Source organism: Lichenicola cladoniae, assembly GCF_013201075.1.
In the GTDB taxonomy this organism is placed as follows: domain Bacteria; phylum Pseudomonadota; class Alphaproteobacteria; order Acetobacterales; family Acetobacteraceae; genus Lichenicola; species Lichenicola cladoniae.
The window spans coordinates 1,335,225-1,356,360 of the sequence record NZ_CP053708.1; the positions used below are offsets into that span (position 1 = coordinate 1,335,225).

Annotated in this window: 21 protein-coding genes; 6 read left to right on the forward strand and 15 right to left on the reverse strand. The window is 67.1% G+C overall.

Annotated features, from left to right (window positions below; translation table 11 throughout):
• Positions 1 to 10 precede the first annotated feature (10 nt).
• On the reverse strand, positions 11 to 2,194 hold the full coding sequence (locus HN018_RS06120) for a TonB-dependent receptor (protein WP_171834665.1): 2,184 nt from the start codon (positions 2,192 to 2,194) through the stop codon (positions 11 to 13).
• A gap of 61 nt (positions 2,195 to 2,255) precedes the next feature.
• Between HN018_RS06120 and HN018_RS06125 the strand changes: the two genes are divergently transcribed.
• Positions 2,256 to 3,005 carry a tetratricopeptide repeat protein gene (locus tag HN018_RS06125; protein ID WP_239479055.1) on the forward strand — a complete coding sequence of 250 codons (750 nt, stop codon included), beginning with the start codon at positions 2,256 to 2,258 and terminating at the stop codon, positions 3,003 to 3,005.
• Between the two features lie 104 nt (positions 3,006 to 3,109).
• On the opposite strand, the gene cydB is transcribed toward HN018_RS06125, so the two are convergent.
• From cydB to HN018_RS06160, 7 genes are all read right to left on the reverse strand, one after another.
• Complete coding sequence (gene cydB / locus HN018_RS06130) at positions 3,110 to 4,129, reverse strand: cytochrome d ubiquinol oxidase subunit II (protein ID WP_171834666.1); 1,020 nt, start codon at positions 4,127 to 4,129, stop codon at positions 3,110 to 3,112.
• 5 nt (positions 4,130 to 4,134) lie between these two features.
• On the reverse strand, positions 4,135 to 5,598 hold the full coding sequence (locus tag HN018_RS06135; protein ID WP_171834667.1) for a cytochrome ubiquinol oxidase subunit I: 1,464 nt from the start codon (positions 5,596 to 5,598) through the stop codon (positions 4,135 to 4,137).
• Positions 5,599 to 5,759: 161 nt separating this feature from the next.
• Positions 5,760 to 6,875 (reverse strand): DUF2125 domain-containing protein, encoded by a 1,116-nt coding sequence (locus HN018_RS06140; RefSeq protein WP_171834668.1) that lies wholly within the window; start codon positions 6,873 to 6,875, stop codon positions 5,760 to 5,762.
• A gap of 313 nt (positions 6,876 to 7,188) precedes the next feature.
• Complete coding sequence (locus HN018_RS06145; protein ID WP_171834984.1) at positions 7,189 to 7,953, reverse strand: lysophospholipid acyltransferase family protein; 765 nt, start codon at positions 7,951 to 7,953, stop codon at positions 7,189 to 7,191.
• A gap of 16 nt (positions 7,954 to 7,969) precedes the next feature.
• Complete coding sequence (locus HN018_RS06150) at positions 7,970 to 8,617, reverse strand: YdcF family protein (protein WP_171834669.1); 648 nt, start codon at positions 8,615 to 8,617, stop codon at positions 7,970 to 7,972.
• On the reverse strand, positions 8,614 to 9,594 hold the full coding sequence (locus HN018_RS06155; RefSeq protein WP_171834670.1) for a cell division protein FtsX: 981 nt from the start codon (positions 9,592 to 9,594) through the stop codon (positions 8,614 to 8,616). Before HN018_RS06155 ends, HN018_RS06150 begins: the two co-directional genes overlap by 4 nt.
• Positions 9,587 to 10,255 (reverse strand): cell division ATP-binding protein FtsE, encoded by a 669-nt coding sequence (locus HN018_RS06160; protein ID WP_171834671.1) that lies wholly within the window; start codon positions 10,253 to 10,255, stop codon positions 9,587 to 9,589. Before HN018_RS06160 ends, HN018_RS06155 begins: the two co-directional genes overlap by 8 nt.
• A gap of 107 nt (positions 10,256 to 10,362) precedes the next feature.
• On the opposite strand from HN018_RS06160, the gene HN018_RS06165 reads away from it, so the two are divergent.
• Positions 10,363 to 10,770, forward strand: a complete 408-nt coding sequence (locus HN018_RS06165; protein ID WP_171834672.1) for a zinc-ribbon domain-containing protein — start codon at positions 10,363 to 10,365, stop codon at positions 10,768 to 10,770.
• Between the two features lie 11 nt (positions 10,771 to 10,781).
• Here the strand turns inward: HN018_RS06165 and HN018_RS06170 are convergent, their stop codons facing one another.
• The 3 genes from HN018_RS06170 to HN018_RS06180 all read right to left on the reverse strand — a co-directional run bounded on the left by HN018_RS06170 (position 10,782) and on the right by HN018_RS06180 (position 13,403).
• Entirely contained in the window at positions 10,782 to 11,213 is a 432-nt protein-coding gene (locus HN018_RS06170; RefSeq protein WP_171834673.1) for a hypothetical protein, read from the reverse strand.
• 145 nt (positions 11,214 to 11,358) lie between these two features.
• On the reverse strand, positions 11,359 to 12,597 hold the full coding sequence (locus HN018_RS06175) for an MFS transporter (protein WP_171834674.1): 1,239 nt from the start codon (positions 12,595 to 12,597) through the stop codon (positions 11,359 to 11,361).
• Positions 12,598 to 12,713: 116 nt separating this feature from the next.
• Positions 12,714 to 13,403, reverse strand: coding sequence for a DUF1796 family putative cysteine peptidase (locus HN018_RS06180; RefSeq protein WP_171834675.1), 690 nt, complete (start codon positions 13,401 to 13,403; stop codon positions 12,714 to 12,716).
• Between the two features lie 144 nt (positions 13,404 to 13,547).
• On the opposite strand from HN018_RS06180, the gene HN018_RS06185 reads away from it, so the two are divergent.
• Together HN018_RS06185 and HN018_RS06190 are read left to right on the forward strand one after the other, a co-directional pair.
• Positions 13,548 to 14,375 carry a DeoR/GlpR family DNA-binding transcription regulator gene (locus HN018_RS06185; RefSeq protein WP_204259687.1) on the forward strand — a complete coding sequence of 276 codons (828 nt, stop codon included), beginning with the start codon at positions 13,548 to 13,550 and terminating at the stop codon, positions 14,373 to 14,375.
• Between the two features lie 19 nt (positions 14,376 to 14,394).
• Positions 14,395 to 15,543, forward strand: coding sequence for an MFS transporter (locus tag HN018_RS06190; RefSeq protein WP_171834676.1), 1,149 nt, complete (start codon positions 14,395 to 14,397; stop codon positions 15,541 to 15,543).
• Between the two features lie 9 nt (positions 15,544 to 15,552).
• Here HN018_RS06190 and HN018_RS06195 read toward each other — a convergent pair whose 3' ends face one another.
• Positions 15,553 to 16,194, reverse strand: coding sequence for an HD domain-containing protein (locus HN018_RS06195; RefSeq protein ID WP_171834677.1), 642 nt, complete (start codon positions 16,192 to 16,194; stop codon positions 15,553 to 15,555).
• Between the two features lie 116 nt (positions 16,195 to 16,310).
• Here HN018_RS06195 and HN018_RS06200 point away from each other — a divergent pair, with 116 nt between their 5' ends.
• Positions 16,311 to 17,282, forward strand: a complete 972-nt coding sequence (locus tag HN018_RS06200; protein ID WP_239479057.1) for a GlxA family transcriptional regulator — start codon at positions 16,311 to 16,313, stop codon at positions 17,280 to 17,282.
• Here the strand turns inward: HN018_RS06200 and HN018_RS06205 are convergent.
• Positions 17,261 to 17,851 carry a TetR/AcrR family transcriptional regulator gene (locus HN018_RS06205; RefSeq protein ID WP_171834679.1) on the reverse strand — a complete coding sequence of 197 codons (591 nt, stop codon included), beginning with the start codon at positions 17,849 to 17,851 and terminating at the stop codon, positions 17,261 to 17,263. The genes HN018_RS06200 and HN018_RS06205 overlap by 22 nt on opposite strands.
• Positions 17,852 to 17,968: 117 nt before the next feature.
• Here HN018_RS06205 and HN018_RS06210 point away from each other — a divergent pair, with 117 nt between their 5' ends.
• Positions 17,969 to 19,195: an MFS transporter gene (locus HN018_RS06210; protein WP_171834680.1), complete on the forward strand. Its 1,227-nt coding sequence runs from the start codon at positions 17,969 to 17,971 to the stop codon at positions 19,193 to 19,195.
• On the opposite strand, the gene HN018_RS06215 is transcribed toward HN018_RS06210, so the two are convergent.
• Both HN018_RS06215 and HN018_RS06220 read right to left on the reverse strand, forming a co-directional pair.
• Positions 19,076 to 20,236 (reverse strand): glycosyltransferase family 4 protein, encoded by a 1,161-nt coding sequence (locus HN018_RS06215; protein WP_204259688.1) that lies wholly within the window; start codon positions 20,234 to 20,236, stop codon positions 19,076 to 19,078. The genes HN018_RS06210 and HN018_RS06215 overlap by 120 nt on opposite strands.
• A complete protein-coding gene (locus tag HN018_RS06220; protein WP_171834681.1) occupies positions 20,233 to 21,114 on the reverse strand; it encodes a UDP-2,3-diacylglucosamine diphosphatase in 882 nt (293 codons plus the stop codon). The genes HN018_RS06215 and HN018_RS06220 overlap by 4 nt, the downstream gene beginning before the upstream one ends.
• Positions 21,115 to 21,136: the final 22 nt, after the last annotated feature.

Consider the following 21,136-nt stretch of genomic DNA (forward strand, 5'->3'; position numbering starts at 1 on the left):
AGGCGGCTGCTCATAGCGATGCGCTGATCGAGAACAGCGCGGCCCGTGATGGGCCGACCACGATGTGGGTCGGATGTAGCGCGCTGTAGTAGGTCTGGTCGCCGATGTTGGTCAGGTTGAGCTGCAGGCTGACATGCCGGTCGACCTGGTATTTCACCATGAGCTGCTCGGTGGTGTAGCCGGGCGCCCGCTCGATGATCGTCGTGCCGGTGACGGGGAGCGAACTCGCGGTGCGCGACGACGTGTAGTTCACGCCGCCGCCGATGGTCAGGCGCGCCGCCGGGATGTGGTATTCGGTCCAGAGTGCGACCGTATGTTTGGGTGCATTCGGCGGACTGTTGCCGAGCTCGTTCCGGTTGGGCGACGAGACCACGACGACATCGTTGTAGCTGTAGCCGCCGAACACTTCCCACATCGGGGTGATGTGCCCGGTTGCCGACAACTCGAAGCCGCGCGACCGGTAGTTTCCGGCCAGGATCGTGCGGGTGGCGTCGTTCGGGTCGGTCTCGCGTACGTTGCTCATCCGGATCTGGTAGAGCGCCCCGGTCAGCGACAGGCGTCCGAGATCCCACTTGCTGCCGACCTCGTAGGTGCTGGAGGTTTCCGGCGCGACGCGGGCGGTGGCCGCCGTCAGGTTGATGTTCTCGCCGGACGGATCGAACGACGTGCCGTAATTGAAATAGATGCTGCTGTGCTCGGTCGGCTTGTAGACCAGCGCACCGCGCCAGGATGGCTTGTCGTCGACCCGGGTCACGTAGGCGGCCGGCGCGACGATCTGCTTGTATTCCGTGGTGTAGTGATCCCAGCGCCAGCCGCCGAGGACCTGCCAGTGCTTGTCGAGCGTGATGGTGTCGTTGATGTAGGGCGACAGGTCGTTGCTGACGCTGCCCGACATCGCGCGCAATTTCGCGGTGTAGGCGAACGGCGTCGACAGGTCGGGTGCCAGCAGGCTGGTCTTGCCCTGCGGGTAGAGGTAGCGAGTGATGTCCGCGGTCTGGCGCTGCACCTCGAAGCCGGCAACGATCGCGTGCCGCAGCATCCACGTCGAGAACGTGGCTTCGGCTTCGAGCTGGTTGTCGAGCAGCGTCGACGGGCCGCTTAGTGCGAGCACGTTACGCGACACCTGCAGCGAGGAGAGCGGTATGCCCGCCGGTACGATGTCGGTCGAGCCGGAATAGCCCAGCAGCTCCGGTTCCACTGCGCGCTGCCCGACATTGTAGGAGGAATAACGGATCTGGTCGTGAACGGTGATGTTGCGGCCGAAATCATGTTCGACCCGGATGGTGCCGATATCGACGATCGAGCGCAGGTAGTCGTCCGAATAGCCGTAGAAGTTCGAGGGCTTCACGTTGGCCGGCCGGCCGTTGATCCAGGGAATGCCGTAGTACTGGGTGTCGTAGGATTGCTGCCGGAAATAGTCGAAGCGCACCCGCGTATCGGTGTTCAGCCCGAATGCTAGCGATGGCGCGATGCCGTAGCGCCGGGTCCGCGCCGAGTCGATTCCGGACAGACCTGCCTTGTTGACCATCGCATTGAGCCGGATCGCGCTGCCGCCGAGCGCGTCGCTGCTGCGCCCCATGTCGATGGTGGCGCGCTCGGTACCGTCGGTGCCGAACGACAGCGTGCCCGCGGCGACGGGTGCGATGCGCGCACTCTTGGTGACCTGGTTGATCACGCCGCCGGTCGATCCGCGCCCGAACAGTGTGGCGGACGGACCCTTCAGCACCTCGATCGTCTCGAGATCGAACGGGTCGCGATAGTAGCTGCCGAAATCCAGCATGCCGTCACGGTAGAAATCGTTCTGCGCGTTGAAGCCGCGGATCGACAAATTGTCGCCCTGCTGCCCGCCCTCGCCGGCGGCGATGCTGATGCCGGGCACGCTTTTCAGCGCATCCAGCACCGAGGTGATGTTCTGGTCCTGCAGCAGCTGCTTCGGGATCTCGGTGATGGTCTGCGGCGTGTCGACCAGCCTGGTGGTGATCCGGTCTAGATGCGGATCGAGTTCCTGGTAGCCCTGGTGATGGCCGATCACGGTCAGGGTCTCGGGGTGCCCGGGTATACGGTCGGCGGTCGCATCGTCGCCGGTGGTCTGGGCGCGAGCCGCGGCAGGCATCATCCAGGCACTGGCGATCGCTACCCCGAGGGTCGACCGGAGCCAGCCGGTGTGGTCGGGGGCAGGGGTCCTGCTTGTCACGGCATGCGTCCATCTGTAAATGCAAATCACTCGCAATTAGCAGTAGGGTATTTTGATTACGGTGACAAATCATGATCGTTCGTCGCGGTTCGACACGGTACGGCGCGCAGCGGAGCGCGGTTACGTGTCGGCCCAGTTGATGTTCGGGCAGATGTTGCTGGATGGCAGCGACCAGCCGGCCGATCCGATACGGGCCTTGTGCTGGTTCGCGATCGCCGCCGATGCCGGCCACATGCCGGCGATGAACATGCTGGGGCGATGCCACGAGAAGGGATGGGGCACGGAGGCCGACCCGGGCCGGGCGGCGGTCTGCTACCGGCGTGCGGCCGATGAAGGCGACGACTGGGGACGTTACAACCTGGCCAACATGCTGCTGCGTGGCCGTGGCGTCGTCCGGGATCGACGGGAGGCCTGGCGGCTGTTCCATGAAGCGGCGACATCCGGCCATGCCAAGTCCATGAACCTGGTCGGCCGCTTCCTCGAGGAAGGGTGGGACCGTGAGCGCGATCCGGCCGTCGCGCGCGCCTGGTATCGACGCTCGGCCGAGGCCGGCGACTATCGCGGCCGGCACAACCTGGCGACCGCGCTGGCGGAAGACGGCCATCATGACGAAGCGCTCGACTGGTGGAGGCAGGCTCTGCCGGATGCCACACCGGACATCCTGCAGGCGATGGTGCAGGCGCTTGCCCGCATCGATCATGCCGGCGTCGCACCGCTGCTCCTGGCGGTGCGGCAACGCCTGGCCCCGATGCCGGCGCCGGTCCGGCCCGGCTTTTGGCGCGCGCGCTTTCGGCGCCTCAGCCGAGGATAAGGTGCTTCAGCCCCTCGGCCACGACCGCCACGACGACGATGCTCGCGGCCCAGATGCCTACGAACCAGAGGATCCGGCTGGTGAGCCTGCGCGGTGGGGTGACGTCAGTGATAATGGGTCTCCCGTCCGACTTTTCCGCGGAACACCCAGTATGAGTAGGTGGTGTAGGCCAGGATCGTTGGGATCAGCACGACAGTGCCGACCAGCAGGAACTTCTGGCTGCTGGGCGGCGACGAGGCCTGCCAGATGTCGATGCTGGGCGGCACGATCCACGGCCACAGGCTGACGCCCAGGCCGGTGAAGCACAGGAAGAACCAGCCGAGCGCGCACAGAAGCGGCGTCAGGTGGTGGTCTTCGCTGTCGATCGTGCGCCAGAACAACACCGCAAGCACCGCGACCAGGACCGGCACCGGTGCCACGTAGAGGATGCGCGGCCAGACGTCCCAGTGGCGCATGTATTCGAGGTGCAGGGTCGGGGTCCACAGGCTGGCCACGATGATCAGCCCCAGCGTAACGACGGCAAGCGTCTTGGCATGCCGGCGCGCACGCTTCTGCAGGTCTCCGTCGACGCGCCAGATCATCCAGCAGGCGCCGAGCAGGGCATACCCGACCACCACCGACAGGCCGCAGAAGATGCTGAAGCCGGTGAGCCAGTCGAACCAGCCGCCGGCATATTGCCCGTTCTCGACCTTGATGCCCTGGATCAGGCCGCCGAGGATCAGCCCCTGGGTGAGGGCCGCCAGGGTCGAGCCGGCGAAGAACGCGATGTCCCAGATCAGGCGCGACCGTGCCGTCTCGGCACGGAAGCGGAACTCGAACGAGACGCCGCGGAAGATCAGCGCCAGCAGCATGGCGATGATCGGCGGATACAGCGCCGGCAGGATCGTCGCGTAGGCGACCGGGAACACCCCATAGAGCGCGGCGCCGCCCAGGATCAGCCAGGTCTCGTTGCCGTCCCAGACCGGTGCGACGGTGTTCACCATCACGTCGCGGTCATGCTTCTCGGGCTCGACCGCGAACAGGATGCCGAGGCCGATATCGAAGCCGTCGAGCACGATGTAGGCCAGCACCGTGAAGCAGGCGATGCAGGCCCAGATGATCGGTAGCCAGTGTGCCTGGTCCATCGTGCTCACTCCGCCGGCTGCGCGTGGCCGGACTGCTTGCCCGACCGGATATCGACGTTGCTGTCGGCGCCCTGGGCCGGACCGGGGTTGATGCCCGACGTCCGTGTCGGCGTGCGCGGATCGAGGCCGCTCTCGCCCATCTCAGGCTCCTTGGACATCAGCTTCAGGATGAAGGCGAGGCCCGCACCGAACACCGCGAAATACACGATCACGAAGGCGACCATCGAGGTGGCGATGCCGGGCAGCGCGATCGACGAGACGCTGTCGGTGGTGCGCAGCAGGCCATACACCGTGTAGGGCTGGCGCCCGACCTCAGTGGTGATCCAGCCGCACAGCAGGGCGATGAAGCCCGACGGCGCCATCACCAGCGCGAACCGGTGCAGCCAGACATTCTCATAGAACGTGCCGCGCCAGCGTAGGAACAGGCTGAGCAGGCCAAGGCCGAACATCAGGAAGCCGAGGCCGATCATGATCCGGAACGTGAAGAAGATCAGCGGCGAATAGGGTCGGTCCTCGGGCTTGAAGTCCTTCAGGCCCGGCACCCGGCCGTTGATGTCGTGGGTCAGGATCAGCGAGCCGGCGAACGGAAGCTCGATCTTGTAGTCGGTCGTCTCGGTCTTCATGTTCGGGATGCCGAACAGGATTTCCGGCGCACGGGTCTTGCTGTCCCAGTCGCCCTCCATCGCCGCGATCTTCGCCGGCTGGTATTTCAGCGTGTTCAGCCCCTGGGTGTCGCCGGCGAGGATCTGCAGCGGCGCCACGATTGCCGCCATCCACATCGCCATCGAGAACATCACCCGCACCGCCTCGGTGGGCTTGCGACCCCGCTTCCGGTCGCGCAGCAGATGGTAGGCACCGACCGCGCCGACCGAGAACGCTACGCACAGGAACGCCGCCAGGCCCATATGCACCAGCCGGTATGGAAAGGACGGGTTGAAGATGATCTTCCACCAATCCTCCGGCATGAAGCGTCCGGTCGCCTTGTCGATGACGTAGCCAGCAGGCGTCTGCATCCACGAGTTCGACGCCAGGATCCAGCTCATCGAGATGAGGGTCCCGATCGACACCAGGCAGGTGGCGGTGAAATGCAGCCGCTTGCCGACCCGGTCCATGCCGAACAGCATGACGCCGAGGAAGCCGGCTTCCAGGAAGAACGCGGTCAGCACCTCGTAGGCCAGCATCGGCCCCAGCACCGGCCCGGCCTTCTCGGCGAAGCGCGACCAGTTGGTGCCGAATTCGTACGACATCACCACGCCGGACACAACGCCCATCGCGAAGCCGATCGAAAAGATCTTTAACCAGTAACGGAAAAGATCGAGATAGACGTGTTTCCCGGTCTTCAGCCACAGGCCTTCCAGCACTGCCAGGAACGCCGCGAGCCCGATCGAGAATGCCGGGAACAGGATGTGGAATGCGACGGTGAATCCGAATTGTGCCCGGGCAAGGTGCAGGGCGGTAATGCCGAACATGACAAAAACAGCTTTCAGCTAGGTCGTACCGGGTGCGTTCCGAATGCAGGTCGCGACAGCGCGCTACGATATGTAGCACGCCGAAGCAGCAATTCGTCGCCGCTATGACATGGCTGAAATGGTGCTCACGCGCCTGCGGGGAAAGAGGGATGGCGTCGAGGTTAATGAATTGACATCGTTGATGTCCCTGCGGAACTTTTTCCGATATCGCGAAGACCGGGATCGATCTGTAATAACGGGATCTGGCCGAGGCTCAGCAGGCCGTCTCGCAACGTGAGTGGCAGGTGCACGCGCGGTCCCTGCTGCGGAGCCGCCACCAGTCCGATCACCGCGCGCAGCGTCGTGCTGGTGCCGGGTCCGATCAGGCCGGTTTCGCCCATCTGCCGGAGTGCCGGGTCGGGACGGGTCAGCACGAGGTCGAAGGTGCCGTTGGTCCGGCCCTCGGCATCGAGTGTCGCGTCGCCCGCCACCGCGGCGGCACTGTCGCCCCAGTCGAGGCTGGCCTCGGCGAGATGCAGGTTGCCGCGGGTGGGTTGTCCGGTAGCCGCCTGGCCGCTGAGCACCATCCTCAGGGTCGCCCGCTGTACCACCCGGCCGCTTGCGCGCAGGCGTGCCGGCAAGGCGACATCGCGCAGGTCCACCGAGACCGAGACGTAGGCATCATGTCCGGCGGTGTCCGCAAGGCCATCGGGCGCCGGGGTTCTAGGCTGCCATTCCAGACGGCCCGTCGCATGAGCCAGCTGGGCGATGTCGTCCGGACCGGCGCCGGGAGAGGCGACGTGCAGCGCCTCCGCATCCAGCAGGTAGTGGGCCACCTCACGCGGCCCGGCATCCGGCGGCACATGCAGGGCGATCCGGGCGCCCCAGAAGCGCAGCTTGATCGGCACGTCGCCGCCCCGTCCCACGGAGAGGTTCTGGGTGCCCCCGGCCAGGATCGTAAGACGATGCGGATGCAGCGGCGAGAGGCTCAGGGTCGCCCGCTCACCCGACCAGGCCAGGCCGCCCAACGCCTGTGGATCGGCCGCCCGCAGCGCCGGACGGATCAGGGTGAGGGTAGCCGAGAGTGGCCAGCCGCCGCGCTCCCCGGCATCGGCGCCGAAGTGCCAGCCGGACGTGCGCGCGCTGGTGGAAAACCGGTCCAGCCGCTGGTCGAGCAGGTGCTCGAGCCTGAACCACATGAGCGTGTCGAGACCGACCAGCGTGCTGCCCAGCGCCAGCGCGGCCGCGAGGACGATACGCAGCCGGCGGGTCGGGCGGTGGTGGGGGAGAGGTTGCATCGCAATGTTCATAGTTCACCTCCCGACCGCTGGCGAAGTCATTGAACAGGTGAGGCTCAACGACGTATTTTCAGTCGATTGCAAGAGGTATTGCACAGATTTGTCCACAGGCCCGATCGTAACGGGCTCGGATCAAACCCAGCCATGTCAACAGCTTGGCTCTACCGGTTGTCACCGGGCCGTCATCAACCGGGTGGTCGCCAATCTTGCAGTGCACAGCACAGGGTATCGGCAAGACCGTCTCATAATGCGAGACGCCGGAGCGGTTTCCGGGCAGTCTGACCGAACCCTGGGGCCGGCAAAACACGATGCCTCAGCCCGACTCATCCCCACGCCCGGAAAAGCTTCCCACAAGGTTATCCACAGGCTGATCACCCGTGCGGTGTGCCTTTGCGATCACCCAGCCGCGACGGATTTCCGCCAGCAGCGGGCCCCGCCGCAACCCGACCGGAATGGCGGGCGCAATATCGATGTGGATGGTGCCGGGACGCTTGACGAAGGCGCGATGGGACCAGCAGTCCCCCGAGTCGGTGGCAACCGGCAGCACCTGCAGCCGCGCGTGGCTGGCCAGGGCGGCGACGCCCGGCTGCAGCGGCACCGTCTCGTCCGCGAGCACGCGGGTGCCCTCGGGGAAGATCACGATCTGCCTTCCATCGGCGCAGGCCTGGTCGGTTGCCCGCATCAGCTCGCGGAGGGCAGGGGCGCCTCCCTTGCGCTCGATCGGGATCATTCCGGCCAGCAGCAGCATCGGCCCGAGCAGCGGGATGCGGGTGAGCTCGCTCTTCATCACGTAGGCCGGCCGCGGGACCATGTTCATCCAGACCAGTGCGTCGAACGCCGACTGGTGCTGGGATGCGATCAAGATCGGACCGGAGGCAGGCAGGTGTTCCAGGCCGCTGACGACGGTGCGGATGCCGCAGATATGGCGCAGCCCGGCCAACGACAGGCGCGCCCAGCACCGCGCATAGGCGAGCGCATGCCGGCGGGCGAACAGCCTGATCCAGAGCGCGGCCAGCCCCATGGCCAGGGTCAGCAACACGAAATAGAGGTTGAACAAGGCGGCGCGCAGGACTGCGATGGGGAGGCTCATGCAGTCACGCGGTCTCCCGCAGATGCGCCGAACCGGTCAAGCCCACCTCGACCGCCAGCCACTTGGTATATTCCTCGGCGAGCAGACGGAGCGTGCCGAGGCGCCAACGGCCCAAGCCTGCCCGGACCAGTGCCGGCGGCTGCACCGGGTCGGGATACAGCGTCGTGTCGGGCAAGGCCGTGCCGATCTCGGCGAGTGCCCGGCGCATGTGATAGCCCGCCGTCACCACGATTAGCGAATGCAGCCCGTTGGCGCGCGCCCAGGACGCGGTCTCGATGGCGTTGCCGACCGTCGAGGTGGCGCTGTGACCGAGCGCGATGCGGTCCGACAGGCCGGGTGCCAGGGTGCGGCCGGCCGCATGCGCGATCTGCTGCAGCGACAGGTATTCGGAGACACCGGAGATCAGCATGAGCTGGGCCCGGTTCTGCTGCAGCAGGTCGAGCGCCGCCTCTATACGGCCTGCGCCGCCGGTCAGCACGACGATCCCATCGGCTTCCGGCACCGGTGGCGCCGGCCGGGTTGCGGTGTAGGCAAACCAGGCGAACCCGCAGCACCAGGCGATCGCCAGCACCAGCGCCAGCAGCGACAACGGTCCGAGGAGCCGGCGGGTGCCCGGGTGGCGGATGCCCGGCCGGCGCGATCGTGCGGTCATGGCAGCCGCCGGAGCCAGGTGCGGACTGTCGCCTGCGCCGTGCTCCAGCCGATCACCGCGGCCACGATCGGCAGCAGCGGAAGCGCGATCCAGAGCGGTAGCGGCACCCGGCCCAGCGAGTCCGCCAGGGGTGCCAGCATGGCCGGCAGCAGGTCGTCGAGCATCGATGGCGGGATCGGCAGGGCGCTCGCTCCGGGAGGAGCGGCAAACGGCGCGGCCAGGCGGCAGAGGGTCAGCAGCAACGGCACCGACAGCACCGTGCCGATCGCCCCGCCGGTCATTGCCAGCCGCGTGGTCCGGTTGGCGAAGCGCCCGGCGATGTAGCTGTCGGTGGCACCGAGCCCGTGCACGATCTCGATCGCCTGGCGCCGGGCGGCAAGACCGGCGCGGGTCGCCACGGCCACCACCGCGACCGCTACCCCCGCCACCACGAGCAGCGCCAGGCCGGCGCAGGCCTGCAGGCTTGTGGTCAGCACCACCAGCCGGTCGCTCCAGACGCCGTTGCGCTCCAGCAGCGTGCCCGGCGCGGCCCTGGTGAGCCGGTCGGCAAGGTCCACCGGTGCATCCTGTCCGGCCCGGAGCCGAAGCTCCACCACCGACGGCAGCGGCAAGGCGATGGTTCCGGTATCGCCCAGCCAGGGCGCCAGCAGCTTGCCCAGCGCCGCCCGATCGACACGATGCACGCTGACGAACGCGGGCTCGGCCGTCAGCAGCGCAGTCACGGCGTCCGCACGCGTGCTCCCGGCCAGCACCGCCGGTTCGTCCCCATCCGGCACCTGCACGGTGAGGATGGACGCAGCACCCGATCCCCATCGGCTGGCCAGGAGCGATGCCCCGACCGCGCCCGACAAGGCCAGCGCCGCCAGGAAGGTCATCGCCGCGACCAGGGCCGGCAGCAACCGGTCCGACAGGGCACGCCGCAGTGCCAGCCCATCGGAACGACGCCTGGCGATCTTGCGGGCCGCCGCCCTAGCCATCGGTCAACAGCGTGCCGCGCTCGAGCCGGATGGCGGCTGCCGGGAAGCGGCGGGTCAGGCCTTCGTTGTGGGTCGCGACCAGCACCGTCGATCCCATCTGGTTGAGCTCGAGGAACAGCTGCATCAGCCGCACCGCCTGCGGCTCGTCCAGCGCACCGGTCGGTTCGTCCGCCAGCAGCAGCGGCGGCCGATGCACCACCGCGCGCGCCACCGCGACCCGCTGCTGCTCGCCGCCGGATAGTTGCGGCGGCCGCGCCTGCAGCTTCCGGCCGAGCCCCACCCAGCGCAGCATCTCGGTGACCTCGAGCTCGATCCGGTCCTCCGGCATCCCGTCGAGCCTGAGCCGCAGGGCCACGTTGTCGAACACGCTGAGTTCGGGCAGCAGGCGCAGGTCCTGGAACACGGTGCCGGTCCGGCGGCGCAGCTTCGCCAGTGCCGACCGGCGGGCGCGGGGCACGGCGACACCGAACAATTCCATCGTGCCGGTGGTTGGGCGGACGCTCAGGTTCAGCAGGCGCAGCAGGCTGGACTTGCCGGCGCCCGACGAGCCCAGGACCCACCGGAAGGCCCCCGCCGGGATGTCGAAGCTGATCGAGCGCAGCACGTCGACGCCGCTGCTGCCACGTTCGCTGCGCAAACCGACCTCGCGGAGATGGATCATTGCGGCAGGCTCACAGGTGATCTGTGTCGGAAGGTTGCATCCATTCAGCAATTCTACAGGAAGTTGTGCGAGGCTGGGTCGTCCAAACAGGATTGTCACGACCGCCTATGAACGTTCTCTGCCCGTCCTGTGCCGCGCAATACGACGTGCCGCAGTCGCAGATGGCCCGTCCGCGCCTGCTGCGCTGCGCCCGCTGCAGCACCGAATGGCGGGTGCCCCCGGCTGGCCTGCCGGAGCCTGTCGCGCCAAATCCTGCTGAGGATGCATCGCCGATCGTCGTGCCCTTGTTGCCGCCGATCATGGATGCGGGTGCGATGCTGCCGCTGGTTGCCGCGCAGGCGAAGCCGGCCGGAGCCCGTCGCGGTGCGGTGCTCTGGATCGTGCTGTGGCTGCTGAGCCTGATGGTCATCGTGGCCGGCCTCTACGCCGTCTGGCATTGGCGCGGGGCGATCGGCCATCGCTGGCCTCCCTCGCTGCGCCTGCTGCGAATGCTGCCGGAAGTGGCTCGTCCGTGATCCCGGCCCGCCTACATCTCCCGTGCGGCAAGCGCCGACAGGGTGGCGCCGATCGCCGCGATCGCCATCAGCAGCAGCCCGCCCGTGATCAGGCCGCCCGCGGTGATCCAGTGGGTGCCGATATGCACGCTAGCCGGGATCGTGCCGGAAATGGTGTTCAGGATGTCATGCGCCTGTGAGTCGGTGGCACCCGGTCCGGCCGTCTGCGTGGTGATGGCGCCGACGATGCGCGGCAGTGCCCACCAGCCCACGCCGGCGACCAGCAGCAGCGGCGCCAGCAGTTCGGCAAGCTGCTGCAGGAAGTAGAACACGAAGTGCAGCACGCTCCATATGCCGATCCGCAGGAACATCACCGCCGAGCGGCGACGCGCGATAACCCGGCTGCGACTCCGACCATCGGGTGGCTGGCCGGCAAGGGGCTCCGTCCGGGTAGTGCCGTCCATCTTCATTCTCCCCTGGCGTCCTGGGTCCCGGCATCGACAGTGAGGATACAGGTCATACTGATGCTGCTCTAGACCGAGCCGACAGCCGGCAGCAACATGTGCCAACGCCGCCGGAGCCCGTAAGGCTGCGTTCGGCGGCGCAACTTCATTTCGGCCCTGGCGCGTCCTCCGGCTCGGGGAGCGACAGGACAGCCAGCAAACCGCCGAGGCACACGACCGCCGAGAGCAGGAACGGCGCGCCCGGAAAATGGATCGGACCGCCGCCTTGTGTCGCCCATTCGAAGACGAAGCCGGTGGTGACCGGGCCGGCGACCATGCTCAGCCCCTGTAGCGAGGACAGGCCACCCTGGGTCTCGCCCTGCCGCTGCGGACCCGCCGCGATCGAGAGCATCGACTGGATCGACGGGCCGGACAGCGCCGCGACCGCGAGCACCAGGATGCCGGTCAGCATGATCCACCCCCGGACCGCGAAGGCGTAGGCGACATAGCCGGCGACGGCGAACAGGTAGCCGACGATGGCGGTCCGGCGCGCGCCGTAGCGCCGGTTGATCCGGCTGACCAGGACGCCCTGCACCAGTGCCTGGGTAATGCCGCCCATCGCCAGCACCATGCCGTTCTCGGCGATGTTCCATCCGAACCGCATCTGGTTGGACAGGATGAAGCTGCTCTGTTGCGCGCCGATCGCGACCCAGCTGCAGCACCAGGCAAAGCCAAGGCGGCGCGTCCAGCCATTCGTGTTGAACAGCGCGAGCGAGCCGACCGGATTGGCGCGGCGCCACGAGAACGGCCGCCGGCGCTCGGGCGGCAGGCTCTCCGGCAGTACCAGCAGGCCGTATGCGACGTTGCAGGCGATCAGCGCGGCCGACACCAGGAATGGCAGCCTGATCCAGTAGCTGCCGAGCCAGCCGCCGAGGGCGGGGCCGGCGACGAACCCCAGTCCGAACATCGCGCCGACCAGTCCGAACGCGCGCGCCCGGCCCTCGGGTGGCGTGACGTCGGCCACGTAGGCGGTGGCGGCGCTGACATTGCCCGCCAGCGCTCCGGCGACGACGCGCAGGGCCAGTAACCACCCAAGGTTCGGGACCCACACCCAGAGCAGCGAGTTGGCCCCGAGGGCGGCCATCGAGACCAGCAGCACCGGGCGTCGGCCGAACCGGTCGCTCAGGCCGCCGGCGATCGGCGCGCACAGGAACTGCATCCCGGCGAACACAGCGAAGATGATGCCGAGCCACATCGAGGTCTGCGAATGCGGCAGGTGCCCGATCTGCATCACCAGGTCCGGCACCACCGGGATGATGATGCCGAAACTCAGCGCGTCGAGCGCGATGGTCGCGAGAATGAAACCGGTCGAGGCCGAGCCGGTCGAAGCCGAGGGGAAGCGCATTAAACACCGGAGCCAGCCGCGTCGTCCGGCGTCAAGCGTCCAGGGGGTCAAATCCGGAGAATGACGGTTCCGGCAGGCATGGTGGCTCCAAGCGGGATCGATCGTGCGCCGGGCGGCTACCTGGCGACCGAAAGCTTCGCTACTGGTGCGGTTTCGCTCAGCCTGATGTCGAACCGGGCGAAGATCTCGTCCCAGCCGCCCTTGCTTCCGGTCCAGTCGGTGATGTCGCCGCAGTTCCTTACGTCGGCGAACAGCGCCTGGCGATCATCGATCGACTGCGCGCCGTAATTCACGAACAGCACCTTGAACGACGTTTCCGGGAAGCAGTGCCGCAGGGCATCGAGCAGTTCCGCAAACTGGTAATCCGGCACCCCACGGATGCAGTAGTCCGGATAGTCCGGCGCCGTATGCAGGATTTCCCGCCAGCTCCTGACGAACAGGATGGAACGCCCGGGACGGCATGCGTCCTGGAGGCGTTCGATCCTGCGCGCGTACTTTGCCTTCACGTCCGCGAACACGCCGGCGATGTCGTCGATCATGACCAGGGCTTCCGCATCCCTGGGGAAATCGTGCTGGTAGACGATACCGCGCTTGGCGCACTGGATCGCGTGACGGGTGCCGTTCCAGAGGGTGAGCCGGTCGAGGCGAATGAAGTCCCGGAAATTATCGTTGCACATCGATATCAATGCGTCGAACGGCACGATCAGCCAATCCATCGGCATGGATTTTTCGATCTTGAAGTACCGGCGAACATGATGCGCTGCATCACAGTTGCCGCCGACGCTGATGATCTCATCGAACTGCATGCGTCCCAATAATCGTTCGTCGTTTCGGAAAGCAAGCCGGATTTAGATCAGCACCGGATTCAAGGATGCGTCGCCCAGCACCGCCATTGCACGATCGAACGTGTTCATGCATGTTCTGTCGTGTTTGCTGCATGGGATGACCCAGTGCCGGATCCGATCCATTCGCTACCCGACCAGCGCCAGCAGCATATTCTCGAGCGATTGGCGCGCGATGGCCGCGTGTTGGCGATCGATTTGGCCCGGCAGCTCGGCCTGTCCGAAGACACGATCCGCCGGGATCTGCGCGAACTCGCAGCGGCGGGATTGTGCCGTCGTGTGTATGGGGGCGCGTTGCCGTGTTCGCCGGCGACCGGTACGCTCATCCAGCGCGAAGGCGAGCGGCCGGCGCACAAGGCTGCACTCGGGCAGGCCGCCGCCGCGCTGATCGCCACGATCATGCAACGAGGCGACGTCCTGTTCCTGGATGCGGGATCGACCAACATGGCGATCGCACGCGCCTTGCCACCCGGGCTTGGCATCAGCGTCGTGACCAACGCCCCCCACGTCGCGGCGATACTGGTGAGCACCGAGGACATCGAGTTGGTGATGATCGGCGGACGTATCGATCGCGGCAACGGTGCCGCGCTGGGAGCGAGGGCGTTGCGTGATCTCGATGCGATCCGCTTCGATGTCGCCATTCTCGGCGCATGCGCGATCGGTGCCGCTTCCGGGCTGGCAGCCTTCGATTTCGAGGATGCCGAGTTCAAGCGTGCCGCCGCGTCCCGATCGGCGTCCATCGTCGTGGCGGCGGTGACGAACGAGAAGCTCGATACGGCGGCCCCGTTCCGGATCATCCCGGCCGAGCTTGTAACGCACCTCGTGGTCGAGGCCGATGCACCGGGCGCGTCGGTGTCTGCGCTGGCGTCGCTCGGCATGCAGGTGCACCGGGCCGGGCCGCCGGACGGCACTTCACGATCGAAGGCATCGCAATGACAACCGGACACAGTTTCCCATGACAATCAGCGTCACGACCCGAACTGATCCTGGCCGTGCCGAGCAGCGTGCGACACGGATCGTGTTCTTCATCGCCGGCTTCGGGTATGCAGCCTGGGCTCCGCTGGTGCCGTTTGCGAAAGCCCGTGCCGGAATCAGCGACGGTGGCCTGGGCCTGCTTCTGCTGTGTCTCGGCGCAGGCTCGATCGTCATGATGCCGCTGGCCGGCGCGTTGTCGGCAAAGCTCGGATGCCGCCGCGTGATTGTCGCATCGGCCCTGTTCGTCGCCGCCACCTTGCCGTTCCTGACGCTGGTGTCGTCGGCGCCGTTGCTGGTCGCCGCACTTCTGATCTTCGGTGCCAGCGTCGGCACCATCGACGTGTCGATGAACATTCAGGCGATCATCGTCGAGCGGGCAAGCGGGCGCTCCATGATGTCCGGCTTCCATGGGCTGTTCAGCGTGGGCGGCATCGCCGGGGCCGGCGGCATGACCGCTCTTCTCAGCCTCGGGATCTCGCCGTTCGCAGCGACGCTCTGCATCTCGGCCTGCATCCTCGCGGCACTCGCCATCGCCCAGGCGCATCTATTGTCCTACGGCAGCAGGAGCGAGGGGCCGCCGTTCGCGATCCCGCATGGCGTGGTGCTGTTCATCGGCATGCTGTGCTTCGTCCTGTTCCTGGCCGAGGGCGCCATCCTTGACTGGAGCGCCGTCTTCCTGACGTCCGATCTTCACATGGAAGCAACCTACGCCGGGCTCGGCTATGCGGCGTTCGCCAGCACGATGACGATCGGCCGGCTGTTCGGCGACCGCATCGTGGGTAGGCTCGGCAGCAGGCAGATCATCCTGGTCGGCGGACTGTTCGGAGCCGCGGGCTTTACCGTGGCGACCCTGGTCACGTCGCCGGCCATCGCCATCCTGGGTTACGCGCTGGTGGGCGTCGGCTGTTCCAACATCGTTCCGGTGCTGTTCAGCGCGGTCGGGCGCCAGACCGTGATGCCGGAGAACGTCGCCGTTCCCGCCATCACGACGCTGGGTTACATCGGCATCCTGGCCGGACCCGCCGGCATCGGCTTCATCGCCCACGCCAGCAGCCTTTCCGTGGCATTCCTGGTCATGGCCCTGATGCTGGTCGGGGTGGCGTTCAGCGGACGCTTCCTGCGGACATGACGGAGCCGGTCAGCCCGGCCAGGCCGACCCGCGGATGACCGTGCAGAAATTACCGCGCCGGAATGCCTGGTCCTTGTCGGCGATGACATCGGCCTTGACGTTGCCGAAGGTGGTGTCCGGCTTGTCCTTGATGCCGTCATAGAAGGACTGGATAATGTCCTCCTTGAAATGCTCGTTGCGCGGATGCGCGTGGACCACCGCGGTCCGGTCCTCGCTGCTGTAGTCGTTGTAGGTCAGGCCCAGCACGTCCATCTCGACGCCGGCGGTGACCAAAGCCACGACCGGATGCATGTGCTTCGGGATCCCCGGCGTCGTATGCAGCGCGATCGAGGCCCACACCGTATCGATGTCGGCTGGCGAAATGCCGTGGCCGCGCAGAAAGTCGCGTGCGGCGTTGGCGCCGTCGACCTCGAAACGTTCATGCGGCGTGCTGTGCTGCGGCATCAGCCCCATGTCGTGGAACATCGCGCCCGCATAGAGAAGCTCGGGATCGAACGCGAGGCCGCGCGTCTTTCCCGCAAGTGCCGCCCAGTAATAGACGCGGCTGGAATGGTGGAACAGCAACGGTGTCTCGGTGTCGCGAACCAGTTCGGTGATGCCCCGGGCCAGCTTGCTGTCCGGAACGCCGACGCCCTTGATGATGAGTGACACTCTCTTCTCCTGTCTTTCCTGTTGCCGGAAGCCTAGAAGCGGCCAGATCTGTCCGCAATTGGCGTGAGACGACGAATCCTGCCAAGATGCTGCCGGGACGGACGTCGGAGGACAGGGTGGCAACCAGGACCGTGGCGATCGTGGCGATGCCCAACGTCCAGCTGCTGGATGTTTCGGGTCCGCTCGACGTGTTTGCAGAGGCGAACGTCCAGTCGGGCAGCGACGCCTACCGGCTCATCGTGGCGGCTGGCGCACCCGGTCCGGTCCGCAGCTCGTCCGGCGTACGCCTCATGCCGGATCACGTCATTGGCGACCCGCTGGCCGGGACGATCGACACGCTGCTGGTGGCCGGATCACCGGATGCCGCCACCGTGCCGGCGAACGCCGCCATCCTCGATTGGCTCGGTCGCACCGCACCCGCCACGCGGCGCTACGGGTCGGTTTGTGCCGGCGCTTTCGCCCTGGCCGCCGCCGGGCTGATCGACGGACGCCGGGTGACCACCCACTGGGCGGTGGCCGACGAACTGGCGCGACGGTATCCGGGCATCATCGTGGACCGGGACGCGATCCATGTCAGGGACGGGCGGGTGCGGACCGCCGCCGGCGTGACGGCCGGACTCGACCTGGCCCTGGCCCTGGTCGAGGAGGATCTCGGCCGGACCGTCGCCATGAAGGTCGCCGGCCAGCTCGTGATGTTCTTCAAGCGGCCCGGCGGCCAGATGCAGTTCAGCCGCAGGGACGGCGCGGCGCCGGCCGGCCGGTCGGCGCTTCAGGAAGTGCAGCGCTGGGTGGTCGCGAATCCTTCAGCGGACCACAGCGTCGCCAGCCTGGCGGAACGAACCGGCCTGAGCCCGCGCCATTTCGCCCGGCTGTTCCAGAGCGAGGTCCATCTCACCCCGGCCGCCTGGGTCGAGGAGGCCCGGGTCCTGGCCGCTCGCCGGCTATTGGAGGATGGACGCGAGACCCCGAAACAGGTGGCGGCCCAGTGCGGTTTCGCCGATGCGGACACGCTGCGCCGCGCCTTTGCACGCCATGTCGGCGTGACGCCGGCCGAATATCGCCGGCACTACGCGTCCGTCACGGCATGAACTGGCTCCGCGTGGCCGGGCACCGCCGCGCTCACCAGTTGCCGGCAATAATCCGTGCTTGGCGGCAATTCCCGGAACAGGATCCGATAGAGGATCGGTGCCACGACCCGGTCGATGAACAGCTCAACGTCGAACCCGGGCTTGCCCCGGTCGATCGCCCGCCGGTTGATCACCCCGAGCTGCAAGTCGGTAAAGCTGCAGCAATAGCTGGGGTTCTTGCTGTCTGTCGTGCCGGCGAAGATATCGCGCAGCATGGTGCGCCCGGGGACCGATGACATCTCGTCGGCGAACTGGATCGACCAGGCCTCCAGGTCGCCGGGCACGGACCCGGTATCGGCAGGATCGGACACCGGACGCAGGCGCTGGACCGCGACGTCGCCCAGGAGTTCCGCGAGATCGCCCCAGCGCCGGTAGATCGTCGACGGCGTGACCCCGGCCCGGTCCGCGATCAGCGGGATGGTGAGTTCGGAGCGGCTGAGTTCCGCCAGCAGTGTCTCGACCGCCGCATGAACGGACGCCTGGATACGGGCGCTGCGGCCACCGGTACGAACTCTGGCCTTCTCGGTCACTGGGATCTCCGCTCCTGCCAGGCGTCATCGGCAGCTTAAAGCAAAGAATTTGCTTTAGCTCTGGATCAGGCTATCATGCCTAACGCATACCATTAGCGTTAAGCATCGGAAAAAGCCATGTCCCGTGTTCTTGCCGCGAAGACCGAAACGACGTCACCCACGCCCGTTAGCCTCGTCAAGCTCGTGACACTGGCCACCTTAATGGCCGCCTCGACGACTCCCACGCCGCTTTACCATCGATACCAGGAGCACTGGCACCTGGCGCCGGTGCTCCTGACCGTGATGTTCGGGATCTACGCGCTCAGCCTGTTGTGCGGATTGCTGACGTTCGGCTCGATCTCGGATTATCTCGGCCGCCGCCCCGTCATCCTGGCCGCGATCGCCATCAATGCAGTCGCGATGATCCTGTTCGCGACGGCCGGCGGCGTGGTCGACCTGATCATCGCGCGGATGGTGCAGGGTCTCGCCACGGGCATCGCGGTCAGCACCCTGAGCGCCACCATCCTGGACGCCGACCGCATTCGCGGACCGCTGATCAACAGCGTCACCCCGTTCATCGGCATGATGTTCGGAGCGGTGGGATCGAGCGCCGTCGTGACGTACCTGCCGGCGCCCGAGCAGACCGTCTATGTCATCCTGCTGGCGATCCTCGTCGTGGAGGCTCTGCTCATCTACCGCACGACGGACACGATCGAGACGAAGCCGGGTGCGCTGGCGTCGCTGCGTCCGCATATCGCGGTACCGGCGACGGTCCGCCGGGCATTCCTGTCGATCACGCCGGTCAACATTGCATCCTGGGCTCTTGCCGGCTTCTATTTCTCGCTGATGCCGTCGCTGTTGCGCGTCGCCACCGGATATACGTCGCCGCTCGTCGGCGGCCTGGTGGTTGCCGAACTGGCCCTGACGGGAGCCGGCGCGATCCTGATGTTGCGCAACCGGCCCGCGGCGACGATCAGCATCGTCGGCACGATCTGCGTGGCGTCCGGAGTCGTTGTGACGCTGTGCGGTGTCGCCTTGCACACGATCCTGCCCCTGCTTGCCGGCACGGCGATCGCCGGTGCCGGACTGGGCCTCAGCGTGCTCGGCAGCATGCGGACGATTCTACCGATGGCGCTGGCGCATGAGCGGGCCGGGTTGCTCTCCGCGTATTTCATCCAGAGCTACCTGGCCAACAGCCTGCCGGCGATCGTCATCGGCCTGGCGATCCCGAGGCTCGGATTGCTGTCAGCTTCCTATGTCTACGGAGGCGTGGTCATCGCGCTGGCGCTGGTGCCGCTCGTCGCGGCCCTCGGTTCGCGCAGGCGTCCGGTCCTGCGCGTCCCGTGCGACAGTCCGGCCGGCTGACAGCGGCACCAGGGCGCCGTGGAAAATCTCGGCGCAGGCACGCCAGGTGAAGCGTTCCGCATGGGCACGGCAGGCGGCACGATCGGCATCGAGGGCCGCGATCGCCGAATGGCGCAGGTCCGGCCCGAACGCGCCGACGCGGCCCGAGGCGTCGGCCAGTATGTCCTTGGGTCCGGTCACGTCGAACGCCGCCACCGGGACGCCGCAGGCCAGGGCTTCCAGCACCACCAGCCCGAACGTGTCGGTGCGGCTCGGGAACACGAACACGTCGCCGCCCGCATAGGCGCCCGCGAGTTCGGCCTCGGAGAACGGGCCGGTGAAGACCACGCCGGGATGACGCGCCCGCAGCGCCGCCAGCTGCGGTCCGCCGCCGACCACGATCTTCGAGCCGGGCAGGTCGAGTGCCAGGAATGCCTCGATGTTCTTCTCCACCGCGATCCGTCCGACATAGAGAAATATCGGCCGGGCGATGCCGTATTCGGCGGCCCAGTCGCGACGCGGCTGCGGATTGAAGCGGGACAAATCCACGCCGCGTGACCAGCGCACCAGGCGGGTGAAGCCGCGCGCGGCGAGATCCTCCTGCAGGCTCCTGGTGGCGACCATGGTGGCGGCTGCATCGTTGTGGAACCGGCGCAGGAACGCATAGGCGAGGCCGGTCGGCAGGCCTGTGCGCGCCTGGATGTATTCCGGGAAGCGGGTGTGGAACGAGGTGGTGAAGGCGTATCGGCGCCGTTTCGCCCAGGCGCGGGCGGCCATGCCGAGCGGGCCCTCCGTCGCGATATGCAGGGCGTCCGGCGCGAATGCCTCGATCAGGCGGGCCAGCCGCCGGGCCGGCAGGATCGAGAGCCTGATGTCCGGATAGGTCGGGCAGGGGATGGTGCGGAAGCGGTCGGGCCCGATCACCTCGACGGTGTGCCCCATGTCCCGCAGCTCGCCGGCGACGGTGACCAGCGTGCGCACGACGCCGTTCACCTGCGGCGTCCACGCATCCGAGACGATCAGGATCCGTCCGACGGATGCATGCGCCGGCCCGTCGGTCACGCGGCCACCGGTTGCGGTGGCGCGCCCGGGCTTGGTGTCATGCGTCCCGGTGCCGTGCGTCCCGCTGCCAGGCGCTTGCGCGGCTCGCGTGCGGCGATGAATGAGAGCCGCCGCAACTCGACCCAGTCGATCAGCTCAAGCCGGCCATCGGCATGTTCGGCCAGCGCGGTGCAGCTTTCCACCCAGTCGCCATCGTTGATGTAGAGGACACCGCCGATGTCGCGCATCTCTGCATGGTGGATATGGCCGCACACCACCCCGTCCACCCCGCGCCGGCGCGCTTCCGCGGCGAGGGCGATCTCGAACCGGTCGATCGCCATGACCGCACCCTTGACCTGGCGCTTGAGCCAGGCCGACAGCGAGCGGTAGGGCAGGCCGAGCCGCCGGCGGATCTGGTTGAACCAGCGATTGACCACCAGCGATGCGGCATAGGCGCGGTCGCCGAGCAGGGCCAGGAAGCGGGCATAGCGCACCACGCTGTCGAATTCGTCGCCGTGCATGACCAGCAGTTTCCGGCCATCCGCGGTTTCGTGCACCGCATCCTGGCACAGGCGGATGCCGGCGATTTCGAGCCGCATCGGCAGCCAGGCCCGGAACATCTCGTCATGGTTGCCGGGAATGTAGATGATCTCGGTGCCGTCGCGGGCCATTTCGAGAATGAGGCGCAGCACCGCATCGTGGTGGGCGTCCCAGTACCAGCTCTTGCGCAGTCGCCATCCGTCGATAATGTCGCCGACCAGGAACAGCTTGTCGCAGGTGATGCTGCCCAGGAAGTCGGCCAGGAAGTCCGCGCGACTTCCGCGGGTTCCGAGATGGATATCGGAGACAAAAATGGTTCTGTAATGCGGCGTCGGAGGCTGGAGCAGGATCTGATCCACGGGCGCTCTCCCTTCTCGGTCG